The organism is Microbacterium sp. 10L49, from assembly GCF_056395125.1.
The window spans coordinates 696,967-723,145 of record NZ_JBFTIW010000004.1 but is presented as its reverse complement, the minus strand read 5'-3'; the positions used below and the strand labels follow the sequence as shown (position 1 = coordinate 723,145).

Below are 26,179 nucleotides of genomic sequence, written 5' to 3'. Positions count from 1 at the left end.
GGAATCCCGAGATGAGCATCCTGACCCCCGATCGCGTCCGTATCCACACCGGTTCCGCCACCCAGGAGGAGGCGCTGCAGGAGGCGGCGGGCCTCCTGGTCGCGGCCGGCGCGGTGACGCCCGCCTACCTCGACGCCATGCGGCAGCGCGAGCAGACCGTGTCGACGTACATGGGCAACGGACTCGCCATCCCGCACGGCACGAACGAGGCCAAGAACGAGATCCTCGCCTCCGCGCTCTGCGTCGTGCGCTACGACGGCGGCGTGGACTGGGCAGGAGACCCCGCGACGTTCGTGATCGGCATCGCCGGGCGCGGCGACGAGCACCTGGAGATCCTGTCGCAGATCGCGATCCTGTTCTCCGACGAGGATGACGTCGCCCGCCTCACCGCCGCAGGGTCCGCAGAAGAGCTGTACGGCATGCTCGCGGAGGTGAACGGCTGATGCCCGTCGCGGTGCACTTCGGCGCGGGCAACATCGGCCGCGGCTTCGTCGGCCTGCTGCTGCACGAGGGCGGGTACGACCTGGTGTTCTCGGACGTGGCCGCCGATCTCGTGAACGCGATCAACGCGGCGCCGGAGTACACCGTGCACGAGGCGGGTCCCGGGGGCGTCGACCACGTCGTCACGGGCTACCGTGCGGTCGACAGCCGCACCGATCCCGAGGCGGCGGCCTCCGCCGTCGCGACCGCCGACGTCGTCACGACCGCGGTCGGGGTGACCGTACTGCGGTTCGTAGCGCCGACGATCGTGGCGGGGCTGCGACTGCGCGACGCGGGCCGGGCTCCGCTGCAGATCATGGCGTGCGAGAACGCGATCGGCGCCACCGATCTGCTGCGCACGGAGATCGCCACCGCGGCGGGCGAGGACGCACCCGCCCTCCTCGCCCGCGCGGTCTTCGCGAACACCGCCGTCGACAGGATCGTCCCGGCGCAGGCGCCCGGTCAGGGCGTGGACGTGACGGTCGAGCCCTACTTCGAGTGGGCCATCGAGAGCGGGCCGTTCGGCGACGACCCGCCGCACATCCCGGGCGCCCATCTCGTGGCCGATCTCGCCCCGTACATCGAGCGCAAACTGTTCACCGTCAACACGGGTCACGCCGCGACCGCGTACTTCGGCGAGCGCGCCGGCGCGATCACGATCGCCGAGGCACTCGAGGATCCCGCGACCGCAGCGGCCGTCGAGGCGGCGCTGCAGGAGACGTCGAGCGTGCTGTCCACGGTGCACGGGCTGGATCCGGCCGAGCTCGCCGAGTACCGCGCGAAGATCCTGGACCGGTTCCGCAACCCCGTCCTCCCCGATACGGTGCGCCGGGTCGGCCGGCAGCCGCTGCGCAAGCTCTCCCGGCACGAGCGGTTCATCGGCCCGGCGGCACAGGCCGCCGAGCGTGGCCTCGGCACGGCGGCGCTCGTCGCCGCGGTCGGCGCCGCGCTCTCCTTCGACGCGCCCGAGGACGAGGAGGCCGTTCGGCTGCAGGAGCTGCTGCGCACCCTGGACGCCGACGCTTTCAGCGTCGAGGTGACCGGTCTCGACGCCGGGCATCCGTTGTTCGCAGCCGTGCGCGACGAGGTCGCCCGTCACCAGGACCGGTAGCAACAGCGCCCTGCAGTCCGGGACAGATCTCGCCGCCGGATACGCTCGAGCCATGGACTTCCTCGCCCCCGTCACCCTCGAGAACGACTTCGTCCGACTGGAGCCGCTCGCCCCCGAGCACGCCGACGATCTCGCCGCCGCGACCGCAGGGCTCGAGGACCGCTGGTATACCTCCGTTCCGTCCGCCGAAGGCGTGCCCACGGAGATCGCCCGTCGCCGTGCGCTGGCCGCCGAGGGCGCCATGAACCCGTTCGCGATCGTGCGGCTGGACACCGGGCGCGCGGTCGGCATGACGACGTTCTGCGACATCGACCAGCCGAACCGCACCGTCGAGATCGGCTACACGTGGCTGTCGCCCGAGGTGCACGGCACGGCCGTGAACCCCTCCGCCAAGCGCCTGCTGCTGGGGCACGCCTTCGAGCACTGCGACGCGATCCGCGTGCAGTTCTGCACGCACTTCCACAACCGGCAGTCCCGCGCGGCGATCGAGCGGCTCGGGGCGAAGCTGGACGGGATCCTGCGCAACCACCGCATTGGGGCCGACGGCGCCTTCCGCGACACGGTGGTGTACTCGATCCTCCCCCACGAGTGGCCCGCGGTCCGCAACAGCCTCGACGCGCGGCTCGATCGTCGGCGCTGAGCACCCGGCACGCCGCGCGCGAATGAGGAGAGCATGACGACGAAGTCATATGCCGTGATCGGCGCCGGCCCCTCCGGACTCGCCGTCATGCGCGCGCTGCAGAAGACCGGTATCGACGCCACAGGATACGAGGCCTCACATGGCGTCGGCGGGCTCTGGGACATCACGAACCCTCGCAGCACGGTGTACTCCTCGGCGCACCTGATCTCGTCACGCACCACGACGGAGTTCACCGAATTCCCGATGGACAGCGACGTCGACTACCCCGGCCATCGCGTGCTCAAGCGGTACTTCGACGAGTACGCCGACGCCTTCGGGTTGCGTGAGCGGTTCCGGTTCGGCATCAGGGTGGACCGACTAGAGCGCGACGGCGACGGCTGGATCCTGCACGCCACGGCACGGGGCGACGACGGCGGGACCGAGTCCGTCGTCCGGCGCCACGACGGCGTCATCCTCGCGAACGGCACGCTCGCCGCACCGAACGTCCCGGCCTTCCCCGGAGAGTTCACGGGCGAGATCATGCACACCAGCGCCTACAAGGATCCGGCGCAACTCGCTGGCAGGCGGGTGCTCATCATCGGCGCCGGCAACTCCGGCTGCGACATCGCGGTGGACGCCGTGCACCACGCGGCCGGCGTCGACATGAGCGTGCGTCGCGGCTACTACTTCGTGCCGCGCTACCTCTTCGGCCGCCCCAGCGACACCCTCAACCAGGGCAGGCCGCTGCCGGCACGCCTCAAGCAGGCGATCGACTCCCGGGTGCTGCGGGCGTTCACCGGCGACCCCGTGCGCTTCGGCTTCCCCAAGCCCGACTACCGCATCTACGAGTCGCACCCCATCGTGAACACCCTCGTGCTGAACCATCTCGGTCAGGGCGATCTGCGGATCCGCGCAGACGTCGATCGCTTCGACGGCCGCACCGTGCGCTTTCGCGACGGCACGGCAGGCGACTACGACCTCGTCCTGCTCGCGACCGGCTACGCCCTGGACTACCCGTTCGTCGACCGGGAGCACCTGAACTGGAGGGGTGCCTCGCCCCGGCTGTTCCTGAACGTGTTCCCGCCGTCGTTCAACGGCCTGTACATGATGGGCATGATCGAGGCCAGCGGCATCGGCTGGCAGGGCCGCTACGAGCAGGCCGAGCTGATCGCCGCGTACCTCGCCGCGGAGAGCGCGGATCCGGCCCGCGCTGCGGCGTTCCGGGAGCGGGTCGCGACCGGCTCCTGGCCCGACCTCACCGGCGGATACCGCTACCTCGGACTCGCGCGCATGTCGTATTACGTCAACAAGGACGCCTACCGGCGCGCCGTGCGCACCGAGAAGGCCGCCCTGGCCGACGGCCCGGCGCCGACGGCATCGGGGAGAGCAAGGCGATGACCTTCGAATGTGTCGCTACGCTCTGGGGCATGCACACCACGCGCCGCACGGGATCGCGCACCGGCGATGCCTCCCGCCGAGCCGTCCGGGCAGGAGAGTGATGAGACGCGTCATGGTCACCGGCGGCGCCGGCTTCCTCGGCACCAGGGTCACCAGCCTCCTCACCGACCACCCGGATGTCGACGTCGTGATCTGCGGCGACCTCCGCGAATCCGAGGTGCCGGGTGTCGTCTCGGTCTCCGTGGACGTCACGGATCCGCTCGGGCTGCCCGAACTGCTGCGCCGGCATCGCGTCGACACGGTCGTGCACCTGGCCGCGATCGTCAACCCCGGCCGCGACGTGCAGGGCGAGTTCCGCGTCGACGTCCAGGGCTCCTCCAATGTGCTGGCCGCATGCGTGGAGTCCGGTGTGCGCCGCCTCGTGGTCTCGAGCTCGGGCGCCGCGTACGGGTACCATCCCGACAATCCGGACTGGATCGACGAGACCGACGCGCTGCGCGGCAACGACGAGTTCCCCTATTCGCGGCACAAGCGCATGGTCGAGGAGATGCTCGCGGCTGCACGCACCACGCATCCGGCGCTGGAGCAGGTCGTCTTCCGGATCGGCACGATCCTGGGACCCACCGTGCGCAACCAGATCACCGCACTGTGGGATGCGAAGCGGATCCTGCACATCGCCGGATCCGACTCCCCCTTCGTGTTCGTCTGGGTCGACGACGTGGCCGCGGCGATGGTGCGTGCGGCGCTGGGCGACGGGCCCGCCGGCATCTACAACGTGGCGGGCGACGGGGCTCTGACCGTGCCGCAGATCGCTCGTCGGCTGCGCAAGCCGCTGCTGACGATCCCGGCGCCGCTTCTGGCGATAGCCCTCGCGGTCGGCAGCGCCCTGCGTCTGACGCAGCACGGTCCGGAGAAGATCCGCTTCCTGCGATACCGGCCGGTGCTGCGCAACGATCGCCTGAAGCACGAGTTCGGCTACACGCCGCGACTCACCTCGGCCGAGGCGTTCGAGGAGTACCTGCGCACGCACCCGGACGTCGTGCACACCGGCTGACCGTCACCACGCGGCGGCCCTTCAGCCGGTCTTCGTGAACACCCCGAGGCCCGACGGCTGCGGCACCTGCGCGAACTTGTCGAAGTACGCCAGCGTCACGCCGTGCACGGCCCCGCCCGCACGCGTGAACACGGCCGAGGAGAGGGATCCCGGAGGCGCGCCCTCCCCTGTCGGCGCGAACGACAGGGTGTCTCCGTCCCACGGGTCGATGTCGAACGTGTAACCGCCCGTGGGCCCCATCGCCCCGTGCAGCTTTCCGCCGGAGGACGTGATCGTGAGGGTGCCGAGGTACGGGCTCGTGTAGGTGCCGACATAGTCGGCGTCCGGTGCCTGCGGCGCAGCGCCGGCCGGCGGCTTCTCGCCGGCCAGGTCGCCGACAGGAGCGTTGTAATGCGCGAAGACGCCACCGTACGCCTTCACCCAGTCGCGCGTCTGCGCGCCGTAGAGCACATCGTCGAGGAACTGCTGGTTCACCGCCTCCGGCACGCCGATGGGCGCCCCGTTCGTGAGCACGACGATGCCCAGGTCGAGATCCGGGACCATCGCCTCGGCGGTCGCGGTACCGAGCTCGAACCCGCCGGAGTGGCTCAGCACGACCCGTCCGCCGGCGCCCGACCCGACGTTGCTGCCGAATCCGTAGTGCCCGGGCCGCTGGTCGAGCGCGCTGTTCCGGGAGTTCACGATCTGCGCCGAGAACGCCTGGGTGAGCGGCGCGGGATCGATGAAGTCCTTTCCGGCGAGTTTGCCGTCGTCCAGGACCACCGCCATCCACTTGGCCACGTCCCCCGCCGTCGACGCCACGCCGCCGGCCGGCGCCTCCGCATCGGGGTCGCGGTCGAACAGCGGTTCGAAGTCGCCCGCCCCGATCCGCGCGTGCTGCACGGCCCGGTCGCGCGTGGCGAGGAACTCGGCATGCGAGGAGGTGGTGGAGGTCATCCCGAGCGGGTCGAACAGCAGCTCCTTCGCCGTCTGCTCCCAGGTCTCGTGCCGGGAGGCGGCGACGGCCACCGCGCCGGTGGTGAGCCCGAAGTTCGAGTACTGGTACGTCGTGCGGAAGGGCGCGAGCGGGATCTGGTTCAGGTGCGCCAGGATGTAGTCGCGGTCGAAGCCGAGATCTTCGAGCTCGTCGCCGCCGCCGGTCGGGATGCCGGTGCGGTGCGCGAAGGCGTCGCCGATCGTCGCGTTCGCCGTGACGTACGGATCGTTGAACGTCATAGACGGCATCAGATCCTTGATCGGGGTGCTCCAGGTGATGCTCGGATCCTCGGTCATCGCCCGCGCGACGATCGTGGCCGAGATCGGCTTCGACATCGACGCGATCATGAACAGTGTGTTGACGTCGACCGGGGCTCCGGTGCGCTTGTCACGCACTCCGAACGCCCCCTCATACACGGTCTTCCCCTTCGAGACCACGGCGACCGTGGCGCCGGGGACACCGGTGCGCTTGAGCGCGTCGGCGACGTGCGCCGGGAGCTTCTTCAGTGCGGCGGCGACGGCGGTCGCGCGATCGGTGTACAGCGGCATCACGTCCTGGTTCGGCGCCGCCCCGGTCTGCACGTGCACCGACTGTCCGCCCTGCGGCGGCGCCGAGCATCCCGCCACGGCACCGACCATCAGCAGTGTCACCGAGGCGGCGATCAACGGCGATCCCCGGCGCGCAGCACCGGTCCTGTTCCTTGCGGGCGCCATGCCGCTCCTCTTCTCGCGACCCCCCTCGGTGAGGCTAGCGAGCGCGGAACACACGGGGCAAGATGTCACCGCGTGCTGAGACCGATTCGTTCCCGTCGACTTCCGCCACTTGTCAGGATGCCCGCAGGTCCTGGGCGAACATCACCAGGATGCCGCTGGGTCCGCGGAGGTAGGTCAGCTTGTACACGTCCTGATAGTTCGCCACGCCCCGCAGCGGGAAGCAGCCGTGCCGGGCGGCGATCGCGAGCGCCTCGTCGATGTCGTCGACGGCGAACGCGATGCGGTGCATGCCGATCTCGTTCGGGAGCGTCGGCTCGGTCTCGATCGCGTCGGGGCGGATGTACTCGAACAGCTCCACGCGCCCGTTCCCGTCCGGCGTCTGCAGCACCGCGATCCTCGCGCGATTGCCGTCGAGCCCGACGGCGATGTCTGCCCAATCGCCCGACACGGTGTCGCGTCCCAGCACGGTGAGGCCGAGGTCGGTGAAGAAGGAGATGGTCGCTTCGAGGTCCCGGACGGCGATGCCGACGTTGTCCATGCGGATGGCCATGCCTCGCACTCTACGCCGCCCGGTCCGTGGGCCCCGGCGTCAGTGCGCGCCGGCTTCGACCAGGATCACGCCGCCGACGATCACGGCGAGACCGATCGCGGTCATGACCGAGATGTGATCGCGGAACAGGACGCGCCCGAGGACGGCGGTGGCGGCGACGCCGAGCGCCGCCCAGACCGCGTACGCGATGCCGACCGGCATGCCCAGCGCCAGCACCGCACCCAGCAGCACGTAAGAGGCCAGGTAGCCCAGGACGATGGCCGGGATGTGGCGACGGCGGCGGAAGCCCTCGGAGGCGCGCAGGCTCAGGGTGGCGGTCACTTCGGAGGCGATCGCGCCGAGCAGCAGCAGCCAGGTCATGAGGCGCTCCCGGTATCTCCGCGGGCGTGCCTGGTGCCCAACTCGGCGAGCAGCACGCCGGCGATGATCACCCCGAGCCCGACGAGGGAGAGCGGGCTCAGCGCCTCGGCGAACAGCGCCGCCGCAGCGAGCGCGGTGAGCGCCACGCCGATCGCGGACCAGATGCCGTAGGCCACGCCCACGGGCATGCCGCGGGTGAGCACGATCCCGAGCAGCCAGAACGACCCGCCGTACCCGAGCACGACCACGCACAGCCACCACCAGGATCCGCCCGTCGACACCGCTCGCAGGCTGAGCGTCGCACTGACCTCCAACACGATCGCGAGCAGCAGGGGCGGCCAGGCGCTGGGCAGGTGACGACCACCGGCCCCGGCATCAGGGGCCTGGCCCGCCGGCTCAGGCGAGGACATCGTCGAGCAGCGGGTGCAGATGCCGGGAGCGCAGCGTCCGCGCGGCGTTCGCGGCGCCGGCCGCCAGCGCGTCGTCCACCGCATGGCCCGCCAGCGTCGCATCGAGCACGCCGGCGAAGAAGGCATCGCCGGCGCCATTGGTGTCGACGACGTCGACCGGCACCGCCGCCACGCGATGCAGCGCGCCTTCGCCATCGACGGCGATCGCGCCGTCGGCCCCGAGCGTGCAGACGGCGAGGGAGGCCCCCGCGTCGATGCAGTCGCGCAGGAAGCCCTCGGGATCCGAAAGCCGGTCGGCGTTGCAGAAGATCACGTCCGCAGCGGCGACGAATGGCCGGTGGAACGTCGCGGTTCCGTCGTAGTCGTGCAGATCGACCCAGATCGGGGCCCCGGCCGTGCGCGCCTCGTCGATCGCGGCGAGCCCCTCGGCGGAGAGGTCGAGCACGATCGCGGCGGCGCCGGCGAGCGCGGGCTCATCGCCGGCGAGGTCCTCCCACCCCGGGGCGAGCTCGGGCGATGACAGGAACACCGAGACCCGCTCGCCGGCATCCGTCATGAGGTTCAGATGGCGTTCGGAGACGGTGGCCTCGCGGAGGCCCAGCAGGGGCACCCCGGCTCTTCCGAGCGCATCGCGGATCCGCAGTCCCGCCGCGTCGCGGCCGACCCGCGCGCGCAGGGACACGGCGCGCCCGAGTCCGTGCAGACTCAGCGCCTTGCCGGCGCTCGTTCCGCCGACTGTCTGCCAGTCCGCCTCCGCGAACTGCATGTGCGGCGTCGGCTCCGGCAGCCGGTCCAGCAGCACGATCGTGTTCCACGACACCGCCCCGACGACGGCGACCCGCCCCGCATCGGGGGCTTCACTCATCGAAGCCCTCGGCGATCAGCTCGACCAGCTCCTCCCGCTCCTCGACGGGGAGGAACGCACCGGCGGCGGCGTTGAACTGGAAGGACTCGAGGTCCTCGAGGTCGTAGCCGAACGCGTCGACGAGCAGCGCCATCTCCCGCGTCAGCGAGGTCGCGCTCATCGTGCGGTTGTCGACGTTCACGGTCACCGCGAAGCCCAGCTGGTAGAGCAGATCGAACGGATGGTCCGCGAACTCGGTCCCCCAGGCGGCGATCGCGCCGGTCTGCAGGTTGGACGACGGCGAGAGCTCGAGCGGAATCTCCCGGTCGCGCACCCAGCGCGCCAGATCGCCGAAGCGGACCTGCACCTCCTCGCCGTCGCGGTTGACGATCTCCAGATCCTCGGCGATCCGCACGCCGTGACCGAGGCGCAGCGCGCGGCCGTCGACCAGCGCGGAGCGGATCGAGTCCGGTCCCGCAGCCTCGCCCGCGTGCACGGTCGTGGGGAACATCTGCCCGGCCAGGTACTCGAAGGTCTCCCGGTAGCGCGAGGACGGGTACCCCGCCTCGGGGCCCGCGGTGTCGAAGCCGACCACGCCGCGATCCCTGTTGGCGACGGCGAGTTCGGCGATCTCGCGCACACGCTCGGTCTGACGCATCGCGGAGAGCAGCTGTCCCACCCGGATGCTCTTGCCGCGGCTCTCCGCGGCGTCCTCCGCCTCGTCGATGCCGTCCTGCACGGCGTCGACCGCCTGCTGCAGGCTGAGTCCGTTCGCGAGGTGCAGCTCGGGCGCCCAGCGCACCTCGCCGTACACGACGCCGTCGCGCACCAGGTCCTCGACGAACTCGCGCGAGATGCGGCGCAGGTTCTCGGCGCTCTGCATCACGGAGAGGGAGACATCGAACGTCTTCAGGTAGTCGACCAGGGATCCGGCCGACGCCTGGGTGCGGAACCACATCGCGAGCCCGGTCGGGTCGGTGTGCGGCAGTTCGATCCCCGCCGCGTCGGCGAGTTCGATGATCGTGGCGGGGCGCACTCCGCCGTCGAGGTGATCGTGCAGCGAGACCTTGGGGAGGCTCCGGAGGGACAGACCCTCGACCTCCAGGTCGCCGTTCGCGTCGATGGGCATGACAGATCCTTCCTCAGCGGTCGATCGATGGGAATCGTCAGGGATGTTCCGAGAGGAACCGGACAGGGCGCCGCGCAGACGCCGCGCCCGGAATCAGCCTAGGCCGTGATGCGCTCGCGCACGAGGGGCGCGCGCTCGATGTGCTCTGCGCCGATCTCCCACGCGCCGTCGACCGCCTCCAGCGCACGGTCGAACCGCGCCGCGTCGTCGGCGGACAGCGTGAACACCGGGTCGCCGGCGCGCACGGCATCGCCGGGCTTCACGTGCAGGTCGATGCCCGCGGCGAACACCACCGCATCCTCCGCGCGGGCGCGGCCCGCTCCCAGGCGCCAGGCGCCGATGCCGAACGGCAGCGCGTCCATGCGGGTCACGAATCCGTCCGATGCGGCGGTCACGGTGTGCGTCTCGCGTGGGGTCGGCAGAGCCGCGTCGGGGTCGCCGTCCTGCGCCCGGATCATGGCCTTCCACGAGTCCATCGCGCGGCCGTCGTCCAGCGCCTTCTCCACGTCGGCGTCGGGCTGTCCGCTGAGCGCCAGCATCTCCCGGGCGAGCGCGATCGTGAGCTCCCGGATGTCCGCGGGGCCGCCTCCGGCGAGCACCTCGACCGATTCGCGGACCTCGTTCGCATTGCCGATCGCGAGGCCCAGCGGCACGTTCATGTCCGTGAGGAGCGCGGTGGTCTGCACACCGGAGTCGGTGCCGAGCGCCACCATGGTGCGGGCGAGTTCGCGAGCGCGATCGATGTCCTGCATGAAGGCGCCGGATCCGAACTTCACGTCCAGCACCAGCGCGTCGGTGCCCTCGGCGATCTTCTTGGACATGATGCTCGAGGCGATCAGCGGGATCGCCTCGACCGTGCCGGTGACGTCGCGCAGCGCATAGAGCTTCTTGTCGGCAGGAGCGAGACCGGATCCGGCCGCGCAGATCACCGCGCCCACGTCACCCTGCAGCTGCGCGAACATCTCCTCGTTGCTGAGTGCGGCACGCCAGCCGGGGATCGATTCGAGCTTGTCCAGGGTGCCGCCGGTGTGGCCGAGCCCACGGCCGCTCAGCTGCGGCACCGCCACGCCGAAGCAGGCCACGAGCGGGGCCAGCGGGAGCGTGATCTTGTCTCCCACGCCGCCCGTGGAGTGCTTGTCGACGGTCTTCTTGCCGAGGGCGGCGAAGCTCATCCGCTCCCCGGACGCGATCATGGCGTCGGTGAGCACGCGGATCTCGTCGCGCTCCATGCCGCGCTGGAAGACCGCCATCGCGAACGAGGCCATCTGCGGATCCGTGACGTAGCCGCGCGTGTAGGCGTCGACCATCCAGCGCAGTGCCGGCTCGGGCACGGTCCCGCCGTCGCGCTTGGCACGGATGACATCCACCGCGTCGAAAGGCTCGACCGCACTCATCGGACGTTCTCCAGATCTCTCGGCCCGAACGCGTCGGGCAGCACTTCGTCGATGGTCCTGATCCCGGACACGGTCTCCAGCAGCATCCCCGGCGCGGAGTGCTCGTACAGCAGCTGCCGGCAGCGGCCGCACGGCATGATCGTGTCGCCCTCGCCGTTCACGCAGAGGAACGCGACGAGGCGTCCTCCGCCCGACATGAACAGATCGCCCACCATCGCGCACTCGGCGCACAGGGTGACGCCGTAGGAGGCGTTCTCGACGTTGCAGCCGGAGACGATCCGTCCGTCGTCGACGAGCGCGGCAGCGCCCACGCGGTAGTGCGAGTACGGCGCGTAAGCCTTGTGCTGTGCTTCGTCGGCGACGCGGCGCAGCTCATCCCAGTCGATGTCCATGAAACGCCCTCCTAGGACTTGATGTACGGCTTGCCGTCGGCCGCGGGGGCCTTGATCTGCCCCACGAACCCGACGACCGCGAGGATCGTCACCACGTACGGCAGCATCAGCATGAACTCGCCGGGGATGGGCGTGCGCAGCACCGCGAGCAGGTTCTGCAGGTTCGTCGCGAAACCGAACAGCAGCGCAGCGAGCGCCGCGCGCACCGGATCCCAGCGCCCGAAGATCACCGCGGCGAGCGCGATGAAACCGAGCCCCGCCGTCATGTCCTTGGTGAACTGCGGCACCGAGACCAGGGTGAAGTAGGCGCCGCCGATGCCGGCGATCGCTCCGGCGAGCTGCAGGTTCCAGAACCGCGTCGGGTTCACCTTGATACCGACGGTGTCCGCCGCGTGCGGGTGCTCGCCGACGGCGCGCACGCGCAGGCCCCAGCGGGTGCGGTACATGCCCCAGGCCACCAGCGCGACCACGACGTACATCAGGTAGACGAGGAAGGTCTGGTTGAACAGAGCAGGGCCGATCACGGGGATATCGCCCAGGACCGGGATCTTGATCAGCGAGAACCGGGTAGGGCTGTTCAGCGTCTGCGCGTTCGGCGCGAGCACGCCCTGATACAGGAAGCCGGTCAGGCCCGAGGCGAAGACGTTGAGGACCACGCCGACGATGACCTGGTCGACGAGGTACTTGATCGCGAACGCGCCCAGCACGAGCGAGATCAGGATGCCGCCCAGCATCGCACCGATGAGACCCACGAACGGGTTGTGCGTGAGAGAGCCGAGGATCGTCGCCGTGAATGCGCCGAGCAGGAACTGTCCCTCGATCGCGACGTTGACGACACCGGCGCGCTCGCCGATCACCCCGGCGAGGGCACCGAAGACGAGCGGCACCGCGAGCGAGATGGATCCTCCGAGCAGGCCGGTGAGCGTAATCGCGCCCGCTGCACCCGCACCCGCCCAGGTGAGGAACGCGGTCATCGCGAGCACCGCGTACACGATCGGCACCCACAGGGGGATCTTCCGGTACTGCAGCGCGGCGATCAGTGCCAGCACGCCGAGTCCTACTGCGATCACCCACGTGGTCCAGAGCACCGGTCCCGCGGGGACGGCGACGTCGCCGAGGCGGATCACTGCGCTCGCCTCGGACAGGCGGAACGTCGTGGTCCCGTAGCGGGGCACGAACAGGAACAGCAACCCAAGCAGGGCGACGATCGCCAGCAGCGTGATCGGGACCTTCAGCGAGCGGACCTTGACGACGGTGGGCGCGTCGAGCACGGGTGCCGAGGTGAGGGAGGTGCTCATGCTGCCGCCGCCTTCGTGTCGGAGGAATCGGAGTTCTTGGCCGCCCGGCGCGCGATCCGCGCCTTGGAACGCTGCGAGCGCTCCGAGTCGTCCTTGGGCAGGAAGAAGATGGTGCGGATCAGCGGCGGCGCCGCGATGAACAGCACGATCAGCGACTGCACCACGAGCACGATGTCGACGGGGATCGACTGGAGCGCCTGCATCGGGAACGAACCCGCCTTCAGCGCGCCGAACAGCAGTCCGGCCCAGAACGTGCCCCACGCACGGCTGCGCCCGAGCAGCGCCACCGTGATGGCGGTGAAGCCGATACCGGCGTCGATGCCGCCGTCGAAGCCGCTCGTGATCGTGCTCTGGATCTGGAACATGCCGGCCAGGCCGGCAAGTCCCCCGGAGAACAGCATCGCGTAGATGTAGACGCGCGGGACGCTGATCCCCGCGGCCCGTGCCGCATTGGGGTTCTCCCCCACGGCGCGCATCCGGAAGCCGAGACCGGACCGCTCGACCAACCACCACACGAACAGCGTCGCGACGATCACGATCGGGAAGCCCCAGTCGATCAGGTCGAGTCCGGGGAGCTTGGGCAGAATCGCGCTCGGAGGGGTGGGTCGGGAGATCGGCTGAATCTGACCAGGCCGCTGCAGCAGCTGCGGCACCTGCACCATCCACGTCACGAAGTAGAACGCGACGTAATTGAGCATGATCGTGAGGATGACCTCGTGCGCACCGGTGCGTGCCTTCAGCAGGCCCACGAGCCCGCCCCAGAGCGCCCCAGCGGCGATGCCGACGATCAGGGTGAGCGGGATCTGGATGATCGCAGGCAGGTTCAGCTGGAACGTCACGAGCGCCGCCGCCGCGCAGGCGATGAGCATCTGGCCGCGGGCGCCGATGTTGAACAGGCCGACGCGGAACGCCACCGCGATGCCGAGGCCGGCGGCGATGAGCGGCGCGGCGAAGGAGATCGTGTTGCCGAGCGGCCTCACGGCGGACCAGAAGTCGCTGGCTCCGAAGTCGATGATCGATCCGTTGAACAGCGCGGAATAGGCGCCGATCACTGCGCTCCAGGCGGCGCCCAGCGTGTCGGTGGGACGCGCGAAGAAGTACCCGGCCGCCGCCTGCACATCGGGGTTGGTGACGGCGATCAGCACCCCGCCGACGATGAGCGCCAGGAGGATCGCCAGCACCGTGGTGACCGCGCTCCCGCGCAGGATCTCCCGGAGCACACGGTTCGAGACCGGGATCTCCTGGATGTTGCGGGTCATCGGCGGTTGAGGTGCGGGCGCGACCGGACCGCCGTCCGCGCTGGGCGCGGGCTCGGGTGCCGGCGTGCCGGAGGTGGGCGCGGATTCGTTGCTCATGCGGCTGCCTCCGTGGGGTTCTCGCCGGCCATCATCAGGCCGAGCACGTCGCGCGGGGTGTCCCCCGGGACGATGCCGACGATGCGGCCGCGGTACATGACCGCGATGCGGTCGGCGAGGGCGGTGACCTCGTCCAGTTCGGTCGACACCACGATCACCGGGATGCCGGAGTCGCGGGTCTCGACGATGCGCTTGTGGATGAACTCGATGGATCCGACGTCCACGCCGCGCGTGGGCTGCGAGGCGAGCAGCAGCTTGAGGTCGCGGTTGAGCTCGCGCGCGATGACGACCTTCTGCTGGTTGCCGCCCGACAGGGATCCAGCCGCCTGGCCCGGTCCCTGCGTGCGGATGTCGAACTCCACGATGCGCTCCTTCGCGAACGTGTCGAGCACGCCGCGCATGATGGTCCCGAAGCGGGTGAAAGCGGGGTCATCGGAGCGGTCGAGGATGAGGTTCTCCGCGACGGAGAATGCGCCCACGAGACCATCCTCGTTGCGGTCCTCCGGGACGAACCCGACGCCGGCCTCGAGCACCTGGTGCACGTTGCGGCCGATCAGCTCCATGCCGTCGAGCGAGATGGATCCGGTAGAGCGCGCACCCAGTCCCATGATCGCCTCGGCCAGCTCGGTCTGCCCGTTGCCCTGCACGCCGGCGACGGCCAGCACCTCGCCCGGGCGCACATCGAAGCTGATGTCGTCGACCACGACGACGCCGTCCGGCGCGATCACACGCAGGCCCTTGACGTGCAGCCCGCCTTCGCCGATCTTGGGCGGATCCTTGTGCACCGTCAACTCGACCGCGCGCCCCACCATCATCGAGGCGAGCTCGGTGTTCGAGGACTTCGGGTCGGCCTCGCCGACCACCCGGCCCAGACGGATCACGGTGATCTTGTCGGCGATCGCGCGAACCTCGCGAAGCTTGTGCGTGATGAACACGATCGCTGTGCCCTCGTCGCGCAGCTGCTTCATGATCTCCATGAGCTCGTCGGTCTCTTGAGGGGTGAGCACCGCGGTCGGCTCGTCGAACACGAGCACCTTCGCGTCACGGCTCAGAGCCTTGATGATCTCCACGCGCTGCTGCACGCCGACCGGCAGGTCCCCCACGATCGCGTCCGGATCGACCTCGAACCCGAACCGCGAGGCGACCTCGCGCACGTGATCGCGCGCCGCCGCGATGTCCAGCACGCCGAGCGCCTTGGACTGCTCGTGCCCGAGCATGACGTTCTCTGCGACGGTGAACACCGGGATGAGCATGAAGTGCTGGTGCACCATGCCGATGCCGGCCGCCATCGCATCGCCGGGGCCGCGGAAGTGCTGCGGCACGCCGTCGAGCAGGATCTCGCCCTCGTCGGCCTGATACAGGCCGTAGAGGACGTTCATCAGGGTCGACTTGCCGGCCCCGTTCTCGCCCAGCAGGGCGTGGATCTCGCCAGGTTCGACGACCACGTCGATGTGGTCGTTGGCGACCAGGGATCCGAAGCGCTTGGTGATGCCGCGGAGCTCGAGCTTCATAACTGTGACCCTATCCGGGAAGGGGGGACTCAAGAAGAGCGCGGGGCGCCGGATCCCGCCATCGCGCCGGTCGGCGACGATGGCGGGATCGGAGCGCCCCGCGTCAGAGGGGGTTACTTCGGGGACGCGGCCGATTCGACCTTGATGTCGCCCTTGATGATCTTGTCCTGCAGCGCCTTCAGCTCGTCGGTCAGGCCCTTCGGGAGCTTGCTCTCGAAGTCGTGGAACGAGGACAGGCCCACGCCGTTGTTCTGGAGCGTGCCGACGTACGGGGTCGGGTCGAAGCTGCCCTTGGCAGCGTCGAGGACCGTGGTGTTGACCGCGTCGTCGATGCGCTTCATGACCGAGACCAGGATCTGGTCGGCGACGGACGGGTCAGCCGCGGCGAGGTCGGAGTCGACGCCGAGCATGACCGTCTTCTTGCCGCTGTCCTTGATCGCAGCGCTGGCCGAGAGGTAGATCGGACCGCCGACCGGGAAGATCACGTCGACGCCCTGACCCAGGATCGAGTTCGCGGTCTGCTTGGCGGTGTCGTTCGCGGCGAAGGCGCCGGTGAACGAACCGTCCTGCGCGGCCTTGTCCCAGCCGACCGAGGCGACGTTTCCGCCCTTGTCCTCGTCGTACTTCTTGACGCCGTCGACGAAGCCGTCCATGAAGATCGTCACCGGCGGGATCTTCATTCCGCCGAAGGTGCCGACCTTGTTGGCGCCCTCCTGCGCCGACCATGCCGCTGCGGCGTAGCCGCCGAGGTACGCGGCCTGGGCGGTGTCGAAGAGGATCGGCTTGATGTTCGGCGCGTCCGGCTTGCCGTCGTTGTTGGTGTCGGCCAGCGAGTCGATGATGCCGAAGTTGATCTTCGGGTTCGCCTGCGCGGCGGTGGAGATCGCGGCGTCGAGCTTGAAGCCGACGCCGATGATCATGGTGCACTTGCCGGAGATCAGCGAGTCGATGTTGCTCTTGTAGTCGTTGTCCGACTTCGACTCGACCTCGAGGGCCTTCACGCCGAGGGTCTTGGCCGCCTTGTCCATGCCGATCTTGGCCGACTCGTTGAAGGACTTGTCGTTGAAGCCGCCGCTGTCGGAGACGAGGCAGGGCTTGAAGTTCGCGTCGGCCGGCTTGGCACCGCCGCTCGAGCTCGCCGGAGCAGGAGCGGATCCGCAACCTGCGAGGGCGACGATGACACCGGCGGCGATGGTCGCGCCGATCAGCTTCTTGGTGATGGTCACACGGGCCTCCAGAAAACGAGCCCGCGGCCATCGCGGGTCACTTGAAAGTTACCGACTATGACGAAGATCGGGCATCCTCGTCCGTGTCGCTGGAGTCAATGGTTACAAACATGAGATCACATGCGCTCGTCCATGCTCATATGAGCAGAGCACCCGGGTCATCCCCGCTTTCGTGCAGGCCCGTGCGCATCTGCGGATGATCGCGGGGGCCTCAGAGCACGTCGCCGCGCCCGGTGAGCTTGAGCGACTCGACCACGCCTTTCACCCGCTGCGCGTGCTCGATGGTCGTCACGAGCAGCGCGTCCGGGGTGTCCACCACCACGATGTCCTGAACGCCGACCAGGCTGATCACCCGCGACGTCTGGCTGACCAGGATCCCGCTCGCCGCGTCCGACAGCACTCGGGCGGAAGCGCCGAGCACGGCGAGATCGTTCTTGCGGCCGTTAAGGATGAGCTTGGTGAGCGAGGCGAAGTCCCCCACGTCGTCCCAATCGAAGTGGCCCGGCACCACGGCCAGCCGGCCGCGCTCGGCCGCCGGCTCGGCGACCGCGTAGTCGATCGCGATCTTCGGCAGCGCCGGCCACACCCGATCCACCGCGGGTCCGCGTCGCTCCCGGTCGTCCCACGCCTCGGCGAGCTCCATGAGACCGGCGTACAGGGCGGGCTGGTGCAGTTCGATCTCCGCCAGAAGCACGTCGGCCCTTGCGATGAACATGCCCGCGTTCCAGAGGTAGCTGCGGTCGGCGACGTACTTCCTTGCCGTGGCGAGGTCGGGCTTCTCCACGAACCGCTCCACCAGGGCGGCCTCTCGCGCACCCTCGATCTCGAGCTCCGTCCCCTGCTTGATGTAACCGAAGCCGACCGCCGGCTCTGTCGGCGTGATGCCGATCGTGACGATGTACCCCTCTCGCGCGACCTCGACGGCGTCACGCACGGCGAACTCGAACACGCGGGTGCCGCGGATGACATGATCCGCGCTGAAGGATCCGATGATCACATCTGGGTCGCGTCGGTGCAGAATCGCTGCCGCGAGCCCGATCGCCGCCGCCGACTCGCGCGGCTCAGACTCCAGGAACACGTTCTTGTCGGCGATGCCCGGCAGTTGCGCCTCCACCGCAGCGCGGTGCGCGCGCCCGGTCACCACCGCGATCCGGTCGGGGCCGGTCAGCGGCTCCAGCCGGTCCCAGGTGTCGCGCAGCAGCGACTGTCCGGATCCGGTCAGATCGTGCAGGAACTTCGGCGCATCGGCCCGGGACAGTGGCCACAGCCGGCTCCCGATGCCTCCGGCGGGGATGACGGCGTAGAAGTCAGGGATCGGCTCGCGCATGGGATCCAGCGTAGCGAGGGCCCCGTCGCCACCTGCTCAGAGCATCTCCAGCGGCACCGGACGGGCAGGGGCGGGGAAGCGTGCATCGATCGCCGAGAGCACCTCCGCAGGCAGCTCGACATCGATTGCCGCGGCGTTGTCCCGCGCGTGCGCGACGTCGCCCGCCTTGGGTATCGCCAGCACGTCTCCGGAGCGGATCACCCAGGCGAGCACCAGTTGCGCCACCGTCAGCCCGATCGATGAAGCCAGCTCCGCGAGCACGGGATCGCCGAGCACACGCGCCTGCTCGAGCGGCGAGTACGCCATCGCCGGAATCCCGCGGCGGCGCAGCAACGGGAGCAGATCGAGCTCGGGCCCGCGGCGGGACGGGTTGTAGAGGATCTGATCGGTCGCGGCTCCCGCGGGAAGCTCGGCGAGGTCGTCCGGATCCAGGTTGCTCACGCCCCAGTCCAGGATGTCGCCGGCGTCGCGCAGGTCCTCGAACGCGGCGACGGTCTCCTCGAGCGGCACCGGCCCGCGCCAGTGCAGCAGGTACAGGTCGAGCCGGTCGGTGCCGAGCCGGGCGAGGCTGTCGTGCGCCGCTCGACGGATCCCGGCCGCGTCGGCGTGATGCGGGAGCACCTTGCTCACCAGGAACGCGTCGTCGCGCCGCCCGCGGATCGCCTCCCCCACCCGTCGTTCGGAGCGGCCGGATCCATACATCTCCGCCGTGTCGACGACGCGCAGACCGGCGTCGAGCCCCACCTGGATCGCCGCGATCTCCTCGTCCCGTCGCGCCGGATCGTCGCCGACGTTCCAGGTGCCGATGCCGATGCTCGGGACGATGGCGCCGTTCGGGAAGCGAATGCTCATGCCCTCACGGTAGGACGTCGGTCGCCGTGCCCACGATCGCATCCATGCATGGTTCCGATCGCAGAACCGCATGATCGCTAAGGGTCGCCTTCGTCGCTCCCAGCCATCTGACAGGAATAGGATGAGGGGGATCGGACGCCTGCGCGCCGCGATCCTTCGCTATCGATCAGGGAGGACGACTGTGTCCGCAAGCACGCGCTTGACACCTTCGATTGCGGAAACCACGTCCAAGACGCCGCGCGGCACCCTCTACCGGGGTCGCGAGGGCATGTGGTCCTGGGTTCTGCATCGCATCACCGGAATCTCCATCTTCTTCTTCCTCCTGGTGCACGTGCTCGACACGTCGCTCATCCGGGTCTCGCCGGAGGCATACGACGCGGTCCTCGGCACGTACAAGAACCCGATCATGGGGCTCGGCGAGACTGTGCTCGTCGCCGCGATCGTTTTCCACGCGCTGAACGGGCTGCGGATCATCCTCATCGACGTGTGGTCGAAGGGCGCCCAGTACCAGAAGCAGATGTTCTGGGTCGTGATCGGCCTCTGGCTGGTGCTGCTGGCCGGCTTCGTGCCGCGCCACCTGATCAACGTGTTCTCTCACGTGGGAGGTGCGAGCTGATGGCCGCGGACGTCTTCACCACCCAGCACATGGCGGCCCCGCGCCGCAGCAAGGGCGTCAACCTCGAGAAGTGGGGCTGGATCTACATGCGCGTCTCGGGCGTCATGCTCGTCGTGCTGATCTTCGGCCACCTCTTCGTCAACCTCATGCTCGGCGAGGGCATCCACGCGCTGGACTTCGCCTTCGTCGCCGGCAAGTACGCCACGCCGTTCTGGCAGTGGTGGGACGTGCTGATGCTGTGGCTGGCCCTCATCCACGGCGCCAACGGCATGCGCACCGTCGTGAACGACTACGTCGGCCACACGGGCATCCGCAAGACCCTGCTGGTCGTGCTCGGCCTGGCCACCGCCCTCCTCGTCCTGCTCGGCACCCTCGTCGTGTTCACCTTCGACCCCTGCAACGGCGTGTTCGAGAGCGGCGCCATGTGGGACACCTGCAAGGCGCTGGGCAAATAGCCCGGCGACCACGGCGAGACCAGCTCCCCCGCGGCAGCGGCGACCAAGCTCAGAGAATAGGCAGAACCAGTGACCACTGAGACCCAGGATTCCGTCGTCAAGAACGGCGTGCACCACCATCAGTTCGACATCGTGATCGTCGGCGCCGGCGGCGCCGGCATGCGGGCGGCGATCGAGGCCGGCCCCGGCGCGAAGACCGCGGTGATCTCGAAGCTCTACCCGACCCGCTCCCACACGGGAGCGGCGCAGGGCGGCATGGCCGCGGCGCTCGCGAACGTCGAGGAGGACAGCTGGGAGTGGCACACCTTCGACACCGTCAAGGGCGGCGACTACCTCGTCGACCAGGACGCGGCGGAGATCCTCGCCAAGGAGGCCATCGACGCAGTCATCGACCTCGAGAACATGGGCCTGCCGTTCAACCGGACGCCCGAGGGCAAGATCGACCAGCGCCGCTTCGGCGGACACACGGCCGAGCACGGCAAGACGCCCGTGCGCCGGGCCTGCTACGCCGCCGACCGCACCGGCCACATGATCCTGCAGACGCTGTTCCAGAACTGCGTGAAGCTCGGCATCAACTTCTTCAACGAGTTCTACGTGCTCGACCTCATCACGGTGAAGGACGAGGCGGGCAAGACCGGCATCGCCGGCGTCGTCGCCTACGACCTGTCCACGGGCGAGCTGCACGTCTTCCACGCCAAGGCCGTGATCTTCGCGACCGGCGGCTTCGGCAAGATCTTCAAGACCACCTCGAACGCGCATACCCTGACCGGCGACGGCGTCGGGATCGTGTGGCGCAAGGGCCTGCCGCTCGAGGACCTGGAGTTCTTCCAGTTCCACCCGACCGGCCTGGCCGGCCTCGGCATCCTGCTCACCGAGGGCGCGCGCGGTGAAGGCGCGATCCTGCGCAATGCCTCGGGCGAGCGCTTCATGGAGCGCTACGCCCCCACGATCAAGGACCTCGCGCCGCGCGACATCGTCGCCCGCTGCATGGTGCAGGAGGTCGCGGAGGGCCGCGGCGCCGGCCCGCACAAGGACTACGTGCTGCTGGACTGCACGCACCTCGGTGCCGAGGTCCTGGAGACGAAGCTCCCCGACATCACGGAGTTCGCGCGCACCTACCTCGGCGTCGACCCGGTCGTCGAGCCGGTCCCCGTGATGCCGACGGCGCACTACGCCATGGGCGGCATCCCGACCAACAACAACGGCGAGGTGCTCGCCGACAACGACACGATCGTCCCGGGCCTGTACGCGGCCGGCGAGTGCGCGTGCGTGTCGGTGCACGGCGCGAACCGCCTCGGCACGAACTCCCTGCTCGACATCAACGTGTTCGGCAAGCGCAGCGGACGCAACGCCGTCGAGTACGTCAAGACCGCCGACTTCCTGCCCCTCCCCGAGGCCCCGGAGACCGCGGTCAAGGAGATGCTCGAGGGCCTGCGCAACAACGCCGGCACCGAGCGCATCGCAGTCCTGCGCAAGAAGCTCCAGGAGGAGATGGACAAGGGCGCGCAGGTGTTCCGCACGCACGAGTCCCTCGAGCACGTGCTCGGCGTGATCGCCGAGCTCCGCGAGCGCTACAAGAACGTGCACGTCGACGACAAGGGCAGCCGGTTCAACACCGACCTGCTGGAGGCCGTCGAGCTGGGCTTCCTCCTCGACATCGCCGAGGTCGTCGTCTACGCCGCGCAGAACCGCGAGGAGAGCCGCGGCGGTCACATGCGCGACGACTTCCCGAAGCGCGATGACGAGAACTACATGCAGCACACGATGGCGTACCTGACCGGCGACCCGCACTCGTCGACGCCGAGCGACCACATCAAGCTCGACTGGAAGCCGGTCGTGTTCACCAAGAACGAGCAGGGCGAGTTGAACTACCCGCCGATGGAGAGGAAGTACTGATGTCCGCCGTCGCCACGGAAACCGCCGCAGAGGCCGTCGTCGAAGACACGGGCGTGCAGTCCTTCCTCGTCACGTTCAACATCCGCCGCTTCGACCCCGAGGTCGACAGCGAGCCGCACTGGGTCGACTACGACGTGGAGCTGTACTCCACCGACCGCGTGCTCGACGCGCTGCACAAGATCAAGTGGGAGGTCGACGGATCCCTCACGTTCCGCCGCTCCTGTGCGCACGGCATCTGCGGATCCGACGCGATGCGCATCAACGGCCGCAACCGCCTCGCCTGCAAGACGCTGATCAAGGACCTGGACATCTCCAAGCCGATCTACGTCGAGGCGATCAAGGGCCTGCCGCTGGAGAAGGACCTCGTCGTCGACATGGATCCGTTCTTCGCGGCGTACCGCGAGGTGAAGCCGTTCCTGCTCGCGACCAGCGAGCCGGAGAAGGGCAAGGAGCGCGTGCAGTCGATCGCCGACCGCGCGATCTTCGACGACACCACCAAGTGCATCCTGTGCGCCGCGTGCACCTCGTCGTGCCCCGTGTTCTGGACCGACGGGCAGTACTTCGGCCCGGCCGCGATCGTGAACGCGCACCGCTTCATCTTCGACTCCCGCGACGACGCCGCCGACGTGCGCCTCGACATCCTCAACGACAAGGAGGGCGTGTGGCGCTGCCGCACAACCTTCAACTGCACCGAGGCATGCCCCCGCGGCATCGAGGTCACCAAGGCGATCGCCGAGGTCAAGCAGGCGGTCCTGCGCGGCCGTCCTTGATCCGCCGGCCCCCGAGCCTGTCGAAGAGGCGCCACCCCTTGCGGGTGGCGCCTCTTCGCGTGTCAGCCGGTCGCTAGGGTGAGTGCGTGGCGGCCCGCATCCGCGAGGCGGCCGTCGTCGTGTCGGCGGGTGCATCCATACCTTCGGGGAGCGACGTTCGTCGCCGAAACCCTCGAGCGGGAGCAGACATCGCTCCGTGAACGTAGTCGATAGGGTGAGAGCGTGGTGGATTCCGGGCCCGATCTGCGCGCGCGTCTCGAAGCGCCGATCGGCCGAGCCGCCGAGATCACCCGACGCACGATGCGCGCCTTCCCGATCCGGGTGTGGCGGCACTTCCTGCAGAACAACGGCTTCCTGCTGGCCGCCAGTCTGAGCTATCAGTCGCTGTTCACGATGTTCGCGGTGCTGTACACCGCGTTCGCGATCGTGGGACTCTGGCTCGGCGCCAGCGATGAGGCCATCGCGCGCATGATCGATCTGATCAACGGCGCGATCCCTCACCTCATCAGCGAGAACGGCCTCGCCACCCCTGACGCGGTCGCCGACATAGCCACCGAGAACGCGAGCGTGCTGCTCGCGACCGGAGGGGCAGCCCTGATCGTCGCACTGTGGACCGCGATCGGATTCGTCACCTTCGCCCGCCGGGCGGTGCGCGACATCTTCGGGCTGCCGTTCGACGGACGCAACTACGTGCTGCTGAAGGCGCGAGACCTGGTCGCGGCGCTGCTGTTCGGCCTGGCCCAGGTGCTCGCGGCCGCGCTCGGCGTGATCGGCACCGGCGCGCTGCGGCGGATCCTGCAGCTCCTCGGCGCGGGCGATGCGTCGATATGGGTGAACGTGGTCAGCCAGGCGGGTTCGCTGCTGCTGTCCTTCGGCGTGAACGCCGCGGCACTCGCGATGCTGGTGCGCTTCCTCACCGGAACCAGGCTGCCGTGGCGCACGATCTGGCCGGGCGCGATTCTGGGCGGTGCGGCGCTGGCGGTGCTGCAGGCCGGCGCCGGGCTCCTCTTCCTCTACTCCCCCACGAACCCGCTGCTGGCCACATTCTCGGTCATCGTCGGCTTCCTGCTGTGGTTCCGCCTCGTCGCCATCGTGATCCTCGTCGCCGCCGCCTGGATCGCGGTGTCCGCATCGGACCGTGATCAGGCGCTGGTGCCGGAGGACGAGTTCGCGCTCCGCGTCGCGGAGCTGGCGGATGCGCAGGCCGACGCCGCGATCCGCGTGCGCGAGGCGACAGCGGTGCTGCACGCCGCTCCGTGGTACCGGCGCCGACGCGCGGCCCGCGCGCTGCAGGACGCCGAGGACGATCTGGCGCTCGCCACCCGCCGTCACGCCGAGGCCGAGGCGGAGCGCGCCGCCCGCGCGGAGACCCTGGTGGCGCGGCGCCTGCGCGCGCTCACCGCAACCGGACCGGAACCCGATGTCGGAGGCGCTCGTTAGGCTGGAGACCATGCCCCACCTGCGTATCGCCACGGTCAACGTCAACGGGATCCGCGCCGCGGTCCGCAACGGAATGCATGGCTGGCTCGACGCCGCCGACGTCGATGTCCTCACCCTGCAGGAGGTGCGCGCGCAGGACGAGCACCTGGAGCAGGCGTTCCCCGGCTGGTCGATCCTGCACGACGAAGCCACGGCGAAGGGCCGCGCCGGCGTCGCCGTGCTCAGCCGGATCCCGGCGACCGCATCGCGGACTGCGCTCGGACCCGAGGATTTCGACTCGAAGGGCCGCTGGCTCGAGGCCGACTTCGATCTCGGTGGCGTCCCGCTCACGGTCGTCAGCGCCTACGTGCACAGCGGTGAGGCGGACACCCCCAAGCAGGACGAGAAGTGGAAGTTCCTCGACGCGATGACCACGCGCATGGGCGAGCTGGGTGCAGACGACGCCCTCTCGCTCGTCACGGGCGATCTCAACGTCGGGCATCGGCCCCTCGACATCCTGAACTGGAAGGGCAACGTCAAGAAGGCCGGCTTCCTCGCGCGCGAGCGTGCGTACTTCGACCGTTTCCTCGGCGCCGCGGGGGAACCTGCGATCGGTCAGGAGGGCATCGGCCGGGGAATGGTGGGCCAGCTCAGCGACACGCGCCCCTTCGTGGCAGAGGGCGACGGCAAGGGCCTCGGCTGGGTCGATGTGGGACGCGTCGCTGCGGGCGAGGTCGCCGGCCCGTACACCTGGTGGACCATGCGCGGCCAGGCCTTCGACAACGACTCCGGCTGGCGCATCGACTACCACCTCGCCACGGCACCTCTCGCGGCACGGGCGACGAACTACCGCGTCGCGCGCGCCGCCACCTACGCCGAGCGCTGGAGCGACCACACTCCGGTCATCGTCGACTACACGTACTGAGCTGCCGCCCGGTGCGTCGCCGCGCTGTGGTCGAGGCTCCGAACGCACGGTCGGGCGCTCGATCCCGTCCCCATAGGATTGTTCTGTGACGAAACCCCGCCTCTACTCCGGAATGCAGCCCTCCGCCGACTCCCTCCAGGCCGGCAACTACATCGGGGCGCTGCTGCAGTGGCGGGACCTGCAGAACTCCTACGACGCGTTCTTCTCCGTGGTCGACCTGCACGCGCTGACCCAGCCGAACGACCCGGCGGAGCTCCGGGAGAAGACCCGCCGCACCGCCGCCCAGTACATCGCGGCGGGGATCGAGCCGTCGAAGTCGACGCTGTACGTGCAGTCGCATGTGCGCGCGCATGCCGAGCTCGCGTGGATCCTGTCGACCATTACCGGGTTCGGCGAGGCCGGTCGCATGACCCAGTTCAAGGACAAGTCGGCACGGTACGGCACCGACGCGACCTCGGTAGGCCTGTTCACGTACCCGGTGCTGATGGCCGCCGACATCCTGCTCTACCAGACGGATGTCGTGCCGGTGGGCGACGATCAGAAGCAGCACGTCGAGCTGACCCGCGACCTCGCGGAGCGGTTCAACGCGCGCTACGGCGAGACGTTCGTGGTGCCGATCCCGGTGATCCAGAAGGACACCGCGCGCATCTACGACCTGCAGAGCCCCACCTCGAAGATGTCGAAGTCGGCCGAGTCGGACGCCGGCGTGCTGTGGCTGCTGGACGACCCGGCCAAGTCGGCGAAGAAGATCATGCGCGCCGTGACCGACAACGAAGGATCCGTCCGGTACGACCGCGAGGACAAGCCCGGCGTCTCCAACCTGCTGACGATCTACGCAGCCCTCACCGGCCGTCAGATCGCGTCCATCGAGGACGAGTACGCGGGCCGCGGCTATGGCGACTTCAAGAAGGGGCTCGCCGAGGTCGTCGTGAACGAGTTCGGCCCGGTGCGCGACCGCGCGAACGAGCTGCTCGCGGATCCCGCCGAGCTGGACCGGATCCTCGCCGCCAACGCCGCCCGCGCCGACGAAGTCGCCGACCGGACCCTCGCCCAGGTGTACGACAAGGTCGGCCTGCTCCGCCGCATCGCCCTCTAGGCG

26 protein-coding genes are annotated in these 26,179 nt (G+C 69.3%); 12 read left to right on the top strand and 14 right to left on the bottom strand.

Annotated elements, in window-relative coordinates:
• Window positions 1-11: 11 nt before the first annotated feature.
• From AC1DCT_RS16335 to AC1DCT_RS16315, 5 genes are all read left to right on the top strand, one after another.
• Window positions 12-443 carry a PTS mannitol transporter subunit IIA gene (locus tag AC1DCT_RS16335; RefSeq protein WP_441977223.1) on the top strand — a complete coding sequence of 144 codons (432 nt, stop codon included), beginning with the start codon at window positions 12-14 and terminating at the stop codon, window positions 441-443.
• Complete coding sequence (locus AC1DCT_RS16330) at window positions 443-1,591, top strand: mannitol-1-phosphate 5-dehydrogenase (protein ID WP_477430354.1); 1,149 nt, start codon at window positions 443-445, stop codon at window positions 1,589-1,591. Before AC1DCT_RS16335 ends, AC1DCT_RS16330 begins: the two co-directional genes overlap by 1 nt.
• Window positions 1,592-1,643: 52 nt before the next feature.
• Window positions 1,644-2,231, top strand: a complete 588-nt coding sequence (locus tag AC1DCT_RS16325) for a GNAT family N-acetyltransferase (RefSeq protein ID WP_477430353.1) — start codon at window positions 1,644-1,646, stop codon at window positions 2,229-2,231.
• A gap of 33 nt (window positions 2,232-2,264) precedes the next feature.
• Window positions 2,265-3,608, top strand: coding sequence for a flavin-containing monooxygenase (locus AC1DCT_RS16320; protein WP_477430352.1), 1,344 nt, complete (start codon window positions 2,265-2,267; stop codon window positions 3,606-3,608).
• Window positions 3,609-3,708: 100 nt separating this feature from the next.
• Entirely contained in the window at window positions 3,709-4,662 is a 954-nt protein-coding gene (locus AC1DCT_RS16315) for an NAD-dependent epimerase/dehydratase family protein (protein ID WP_477430351.1), read from the top strand.
• Between the two features lie 21 nt (window positions 4,663-4,683).
• Here the strand turns inward: AC1DCT_RS16315 and AC1DCT_RS16310 are convergent, their stop codons facing one another.
• The 14 genes from AC1DCT_RS16310 to AC1DCT_RS16245 form a co-directional block, all read right to left on the bottom strand.
• Entirely contained in the window at window positions 4,684-6,351 is a 1,668-nt protein-coding gene (locus tag AC1DCT_RS16310; RefSeq protein ID WP_477430350.1) for a serine hydrolase, read from the bottom strand.
• A 112-nt stretch (window positions 6,352-6,463) separates the two neighbouring features.
• On the bottom strand, window positions 6,464-6,901 hold the full coding sequence (locus AC1DCT_RS16305) for a VOC family protein (RefSeq protein ID WP_477430349.1): 438 nt from the start codon (window positions 6,899-6,901) through the stop codon (window positions 6,464-6,466).
• A gap of 39 nt (window positions 6,902-6,940) precedes the next feature.
• Window positions 6,941-7,261 (bottom strand): DMT family transporter, encoded by a 321-nt coding sequence (locus AC1DCT_RS16300; protein WP_440733332.1) that lies wholly within the window; start codon window positions 7,259-7,261, stop codon window positions 6,941-6,943.
• Window positions 7,258-7,671, bottom strand: coding sequence for a DMT family transporter (locus AC1DCT_RS16295; RefSeq protein WP_440733333.1), 414 nt, complete (start codon window positions 7,669-7,671; stop codon window positions 7,258-7,260). Before AC1DCT_RS16295 ends, AC1DCT_RS16300 begins: the two co-directional genes overlap by 4 nt.
• Entirely contained in the window at window positions 7,658-8,536 is an 879-nt protein-coding gene (locus tag AC1DCT_RS16290; protein WP_441977230.1) for a carbohydrate kinase family protein, read from the bottom strand. Before AC1DCT_RS16290 ends, AC1DCT_RS16295 begins: the two co-directional genes overlap by 14 nt.
• Complete coding sequence (locus AC1DCT_RS16285; RefSeq protein ID WP_440733335.1) at window positions 8,529-9,644, bottom strand: adenosine deaminase; 1,116 nt, start codon at window positions 9,642-9,644, stop codon at window positions 8,529-8,531. The genes AC1DCT_RS16290 and AC1DCT_RS16285 overlap by 8 nt, the downstream gene beginning before the upstream one ends.
• 98 nt (window positions 9,645-9,742) lie before the next feature.
• Entirely contained in the window at window positions 9,743-11,038 is a 1,296-nt protein-coding gene (locus AC1DCT_RS16280) for a thymidine phosphorylase (RefSeq protein ID WP_477430348.1), read from the bottom strand.
• Window positions 11,035-11,430, bottom strand: coding sequence for a cytidine deaminase (locus AC1DCT_RS16275; protein ID WP_440733337.1), 396 nt, complete (start codon window positions 11,428-11,430; stop codon window positions 11,035-11,037). The genes AC1DCT_RS16280 and AC1DCT_RS16275 overlap by 4 nt, the downstream gene beginning before the upstream one ends.
• Before the next feature lie 11 nt (window positions 11,431-11,441).
• Window positions 11,442-12,728: an ABC transporter permease gene (locus AC1DCT_RS16270; protein WP_440733338.1), complete on the bottom strand. Its 1,287-nt coding sequence runs from the start codon at window positions 12,726-12,728 to the stop codon at window positions 11,442-11,444.
• Window positions 12,725-14,083 carry an ABC transporter permease gene (locus tag AC1DCT_RS16265; protein WP_477230870.1) on the bottom strand — a complete coding sequence of 453 codons (1,359 nt, stop codon included), beginning with the start codon at window positions 14,081-14,083 and terminating at the stop codon, window positions 12,725-12,727. The genes AC1DCT_RS16270 and AC1DCT_RS16265 overlap by 4 nt, the downstream gene beginning before the upstream one ends.
• Window positions 14,080-15,594 (bottom strand): ABC transporter ATP-binding protein, encoded by a 1,515-nt coding sequence (locus AC1DCT_RS16260; protein WP_477230871.1) that lies wholly within the window; start codon window positions 15,592-15,594, stop codon window positions 14,080-14,082. Before AC1DCT_RS16260 ends, AC1DCT_RS16265 begins: the two co-directional genes overlap by 4 nt.
• 113 nt (window positions 15,595-15,707) lie before the next feature.
• A complete protein-coding gene (locus AC1DCT_RS16255; protein WP_440733341.1) occupies window positions 15,708-16,820 on the bottom strand; it encodes a BMP family lipoprotein in 1,113 nt (370 codons plus the stop codon).
• Between the two features lie 211 nt (window positions 16,821-17,031).
• Window positions 17,032-18,147 (bottom strand): mannose-1-phosphate guanylyltransferase, encoded by a 1,116-nt coding sequence (locus tag AC1DCT_RS16250; RefSeq protein ID WP_477430347.1) that lies wholly within the window; start codon window positions 18,145-18,147, stop codon window positions 17,032-17,034.
• Window positions 18,148-18,183: 36 nt separating this feature from the next.
• Window positions 18,184-18,999, bottom strand: a complete 816-nt coding sequence (locus tag AC1DCT_RS16245) for an aldo/keto reductase (RefSeq protein ID WP_441977234.1) — start codon at window positions 18,997-18,999, stop codon at window positions 18,184-18,186.
• Window positions 19,000-19,180: 181 nt separating this feature from the next.
• Between AC1DCT_RS16245 and sdhC the strand changes: the two genes are divergently transcribed.
• The 7 genes from sdhC to trpS all read left to right on the top strand — a co-directional run bounded on the left by sdhC (window position 19,181) and on the right by trpS (window position 26,176).
• Window positions 19,181-19,615, top strand: a complete 435-nt coding sequence (gene sdhC / locus AC1DCT_RS16240; RefSeq protein ID WP_440733344.1) for a succinate dehydrogenase, cytochrome b556 subunit — start codon at window positions 19,181-19,183, stop codon at window positions 19,613-19,615.
• A complete protein-coding gene (locus tag AC1DCT_RS16235) occupies window positions 19,615-20,070 on the top strand; it encodes a succinate dehydrogenase hydrophobic membrane anchor subunit (RefSeq protein WP_477430346.1) in 456 nt (151 codons plus the stop codon). Before sdhC ends, AC1DCT_RS16235 begins: the two co-directional genes overlap by 1 nt.
• A gap of 69 nt (window positions 20,071-20,139) precedes the next feature.
• Window positions 20,140-21,966, top strand: coding sequence for a succinate dehydrogenase flavoprotein subunit (sdhA, locus tag AC1DCT_RS16230; protein WP_440733346.1), 1,827 nt, complete (start codon window positions 20,140-20,142; stop codon window positions 21,964-21,966).
• Window positions 21,966-22,736: a succinate dehydrogenase iron-sulfur subunit gene (locus AC1DCT_RS16225; RefSeq protein WP_440733347.1), complete on the top strand. Its 771-nt coding sequence runs from the start codon at window positions 21,966-21,968 to the stop codon at window positions 22,734-22,736. Before sdhA ends, AC1DCT_RS16225 begins: the two co-directional genes overlap by 1 nt.
• Window positions 22,737-22,958: 222 nt before the next feature.
• The gene (locus AC1DCT_RS16220; RefSeq protein ID WP_441977235.1) at window positions 22,959-24,176 is read left to right on the top strand and encodes a YihY/virulence factor BrkB family protein; all 1,218 of its coding nucleotides are present in this window, start codon (window positions 22,959-22,961) and stop codon (window positions 24,174-24,176) included.
• A 10-nt stretch (window positions 24,177-24,186) separates the two neighbouring features.
• On the top strand, window positions 24,187-25,080 hold the full coding sequence (locus AC1DCT_RS16215) for an exodeoxyribonuclease III (RefSeq protein ID WP_440733349.1): 894 nt from the start codon (window positions 24,187-24,189) through the stop codon (window positions 25,078-25,080).
• Between the two features lie 85 nt (window positions 25,081-25,165).
• A complete protein-coding gene (trpS, locus tag AC1DCT_RS16210; RefSeq protein ID WP_477430345.1) occupies window positions 25,166-26,176 on the top strand; it encodes a tryptophan--tRNA ligase in 1,011 nt (336 codons plus the stop codon).
• Window positions 26,177-26,179 lie beyond the last annotated feature (3 nt).

Coding starts and splice junctions, on each gene's coding strand:
- AC1DCT_RS16335 (WP_441977223.1), top strand. CDS start 12: ATGAGCATCCTGACCCCCGATCGCGTCCGTATCCACACCGGTTCCGCC.
- AC1DCT_RS16330 (WP_477430354.1), top strand. CDS start 443: ATGCCCGTCGCGGTGCACTTCGGCGCGGGCAACATCGGCCGCGGCTTC.
- AC1DCT_RS16325 (WP_477430353.1), top strand. CDS start 1,644: ATGGACTTCCTCGCCCCCGTCACCCTCGAGAACGACTTCGTCCGACTG.
- AC1DCT_RS16320 (WP_477430352.1), top strand. CDS start 2,265: ATGACGACGAAGTCATATGCCGTGATCGGCGCCGGCCCCTCCGGACTC.
- AC1DCT_RS16315 (WP_477430351.1), top strand. CDS start 3,709: ATGAGACGCGTCATGGTCACCGGCGGCGCCGGCTTCCTCGGCACCAGG.
- AC1DCT_RS16310 (WP_477430350.1), bottom strand. CDS start 6,351: ATGGCGCCCGCAAGGAACAGGACCGGTGCTGCGCGCCGGGGATCGCCG.
- AC1DCT_RS16305 (WP_477430349.1), bottom strand. CDS start 6,901: ATGGCCATCCGCATGGACAACGTCGGCATCGCCGTCCGGGACCTCGAA.
- AC1DCT_RS16300 (WP_440733332.1), bottom strand. CDS start 7,261: ATGACCTGGCTGCTGCTGCTCGGCGCGATCGCCTCCGAAGTGACCGCC.
- AC1DCT_RS16295 (WP_440733333.1), bottom strand. CDS start 7,671: ATGTCCTCGCCTGAGCCGGCGGGCCAGGCCCCTGATGCCGGGGCCGGT.
- AC1DCT_RS16290 (WP_441977230.1), bottom strand. CDS start 8,536: ATGAGTGAAGCCCCCGATGCGGGGCGGGTCGCCGTCGTCGGGGCGGTG.
- AC1DCT_RS16285 (WP_440733335.1), bottom strand. CDS start 9,644: ATGCCCATCGACGCGAACGGCGACCTGGAGGTCGAGGGTCTGTCCCTC.
- AC1DCT_RS16280 (WP_477430348.1), bottom strand. CDS start 11,038: ATGAGTGCGGTCGAGCCTTTCGACGCGGTGGATGTCATCCGTGCCAAG.
- AC1DCT_RS16275 (WP_440733337.1), bottom strand. CDS start 11,430: ATGGACATCGACTGGGATGAGCTGCGCCGCGTCGCCGACGAAGCACAG.
- AC1DCT_RS16270 (WP_440733338.1), bottom strand. CDS start 12,728: ATGAGCACCTCCCTCACCTCGGCACCCGTGCTCGACGCGCCCACCGTC.
- AC1DCT_RS16265 (WP_477230870.1), bottom strand. CDS start 14,083: ATGAGCAACGAATCCGCGCCCACCTCCGGCACGCCGGCACCCGAGCCC.
- AC1DCT_RS16260 (WP_477230871.1), bottom strand. CDS start 15,594: ATGAAGCTCGAGCTCCGCGGCATCACCAAGCGCTTCGGATCCCTGGTC.
- AC1DCT_RS16250 (WP_477430347.1), bottom strand. CDS start 18,147: ATGCGCGAGCCGATCCCTGACTTCTACGCCGTCATCCCCGCCGGAGGC.
- AC1DCT_RS16245 (WP_441977234.1), bottom strand. CDS start 18,999: ATGAGCATTCGCTTCCCGAACGGCGCCATCGTCCCGAGCATCGGCATC.
- AC1DCT_RS16235 (WP_477430346.1), top strand. CDS start 19,615: ATGGCCGCGGACGTCTTCACCACCCAGCACATGGCGGCCCCGCGCCGC.
- AC1DCT_RS16225 (WP_440733347.1), top strand. CDS start 21,966: ATGTCCGCCGTCGCCACGGAAACCGCCGCAGAGGCCGTCGTCGAAGAC.
- AC1DCT_RS16215 (WP_440733349.1), top strand. CDS start 24,187: ATGCCCCACCTGCGTATCGCCACGGTCAACGTCAACGGGATCCGCGCC.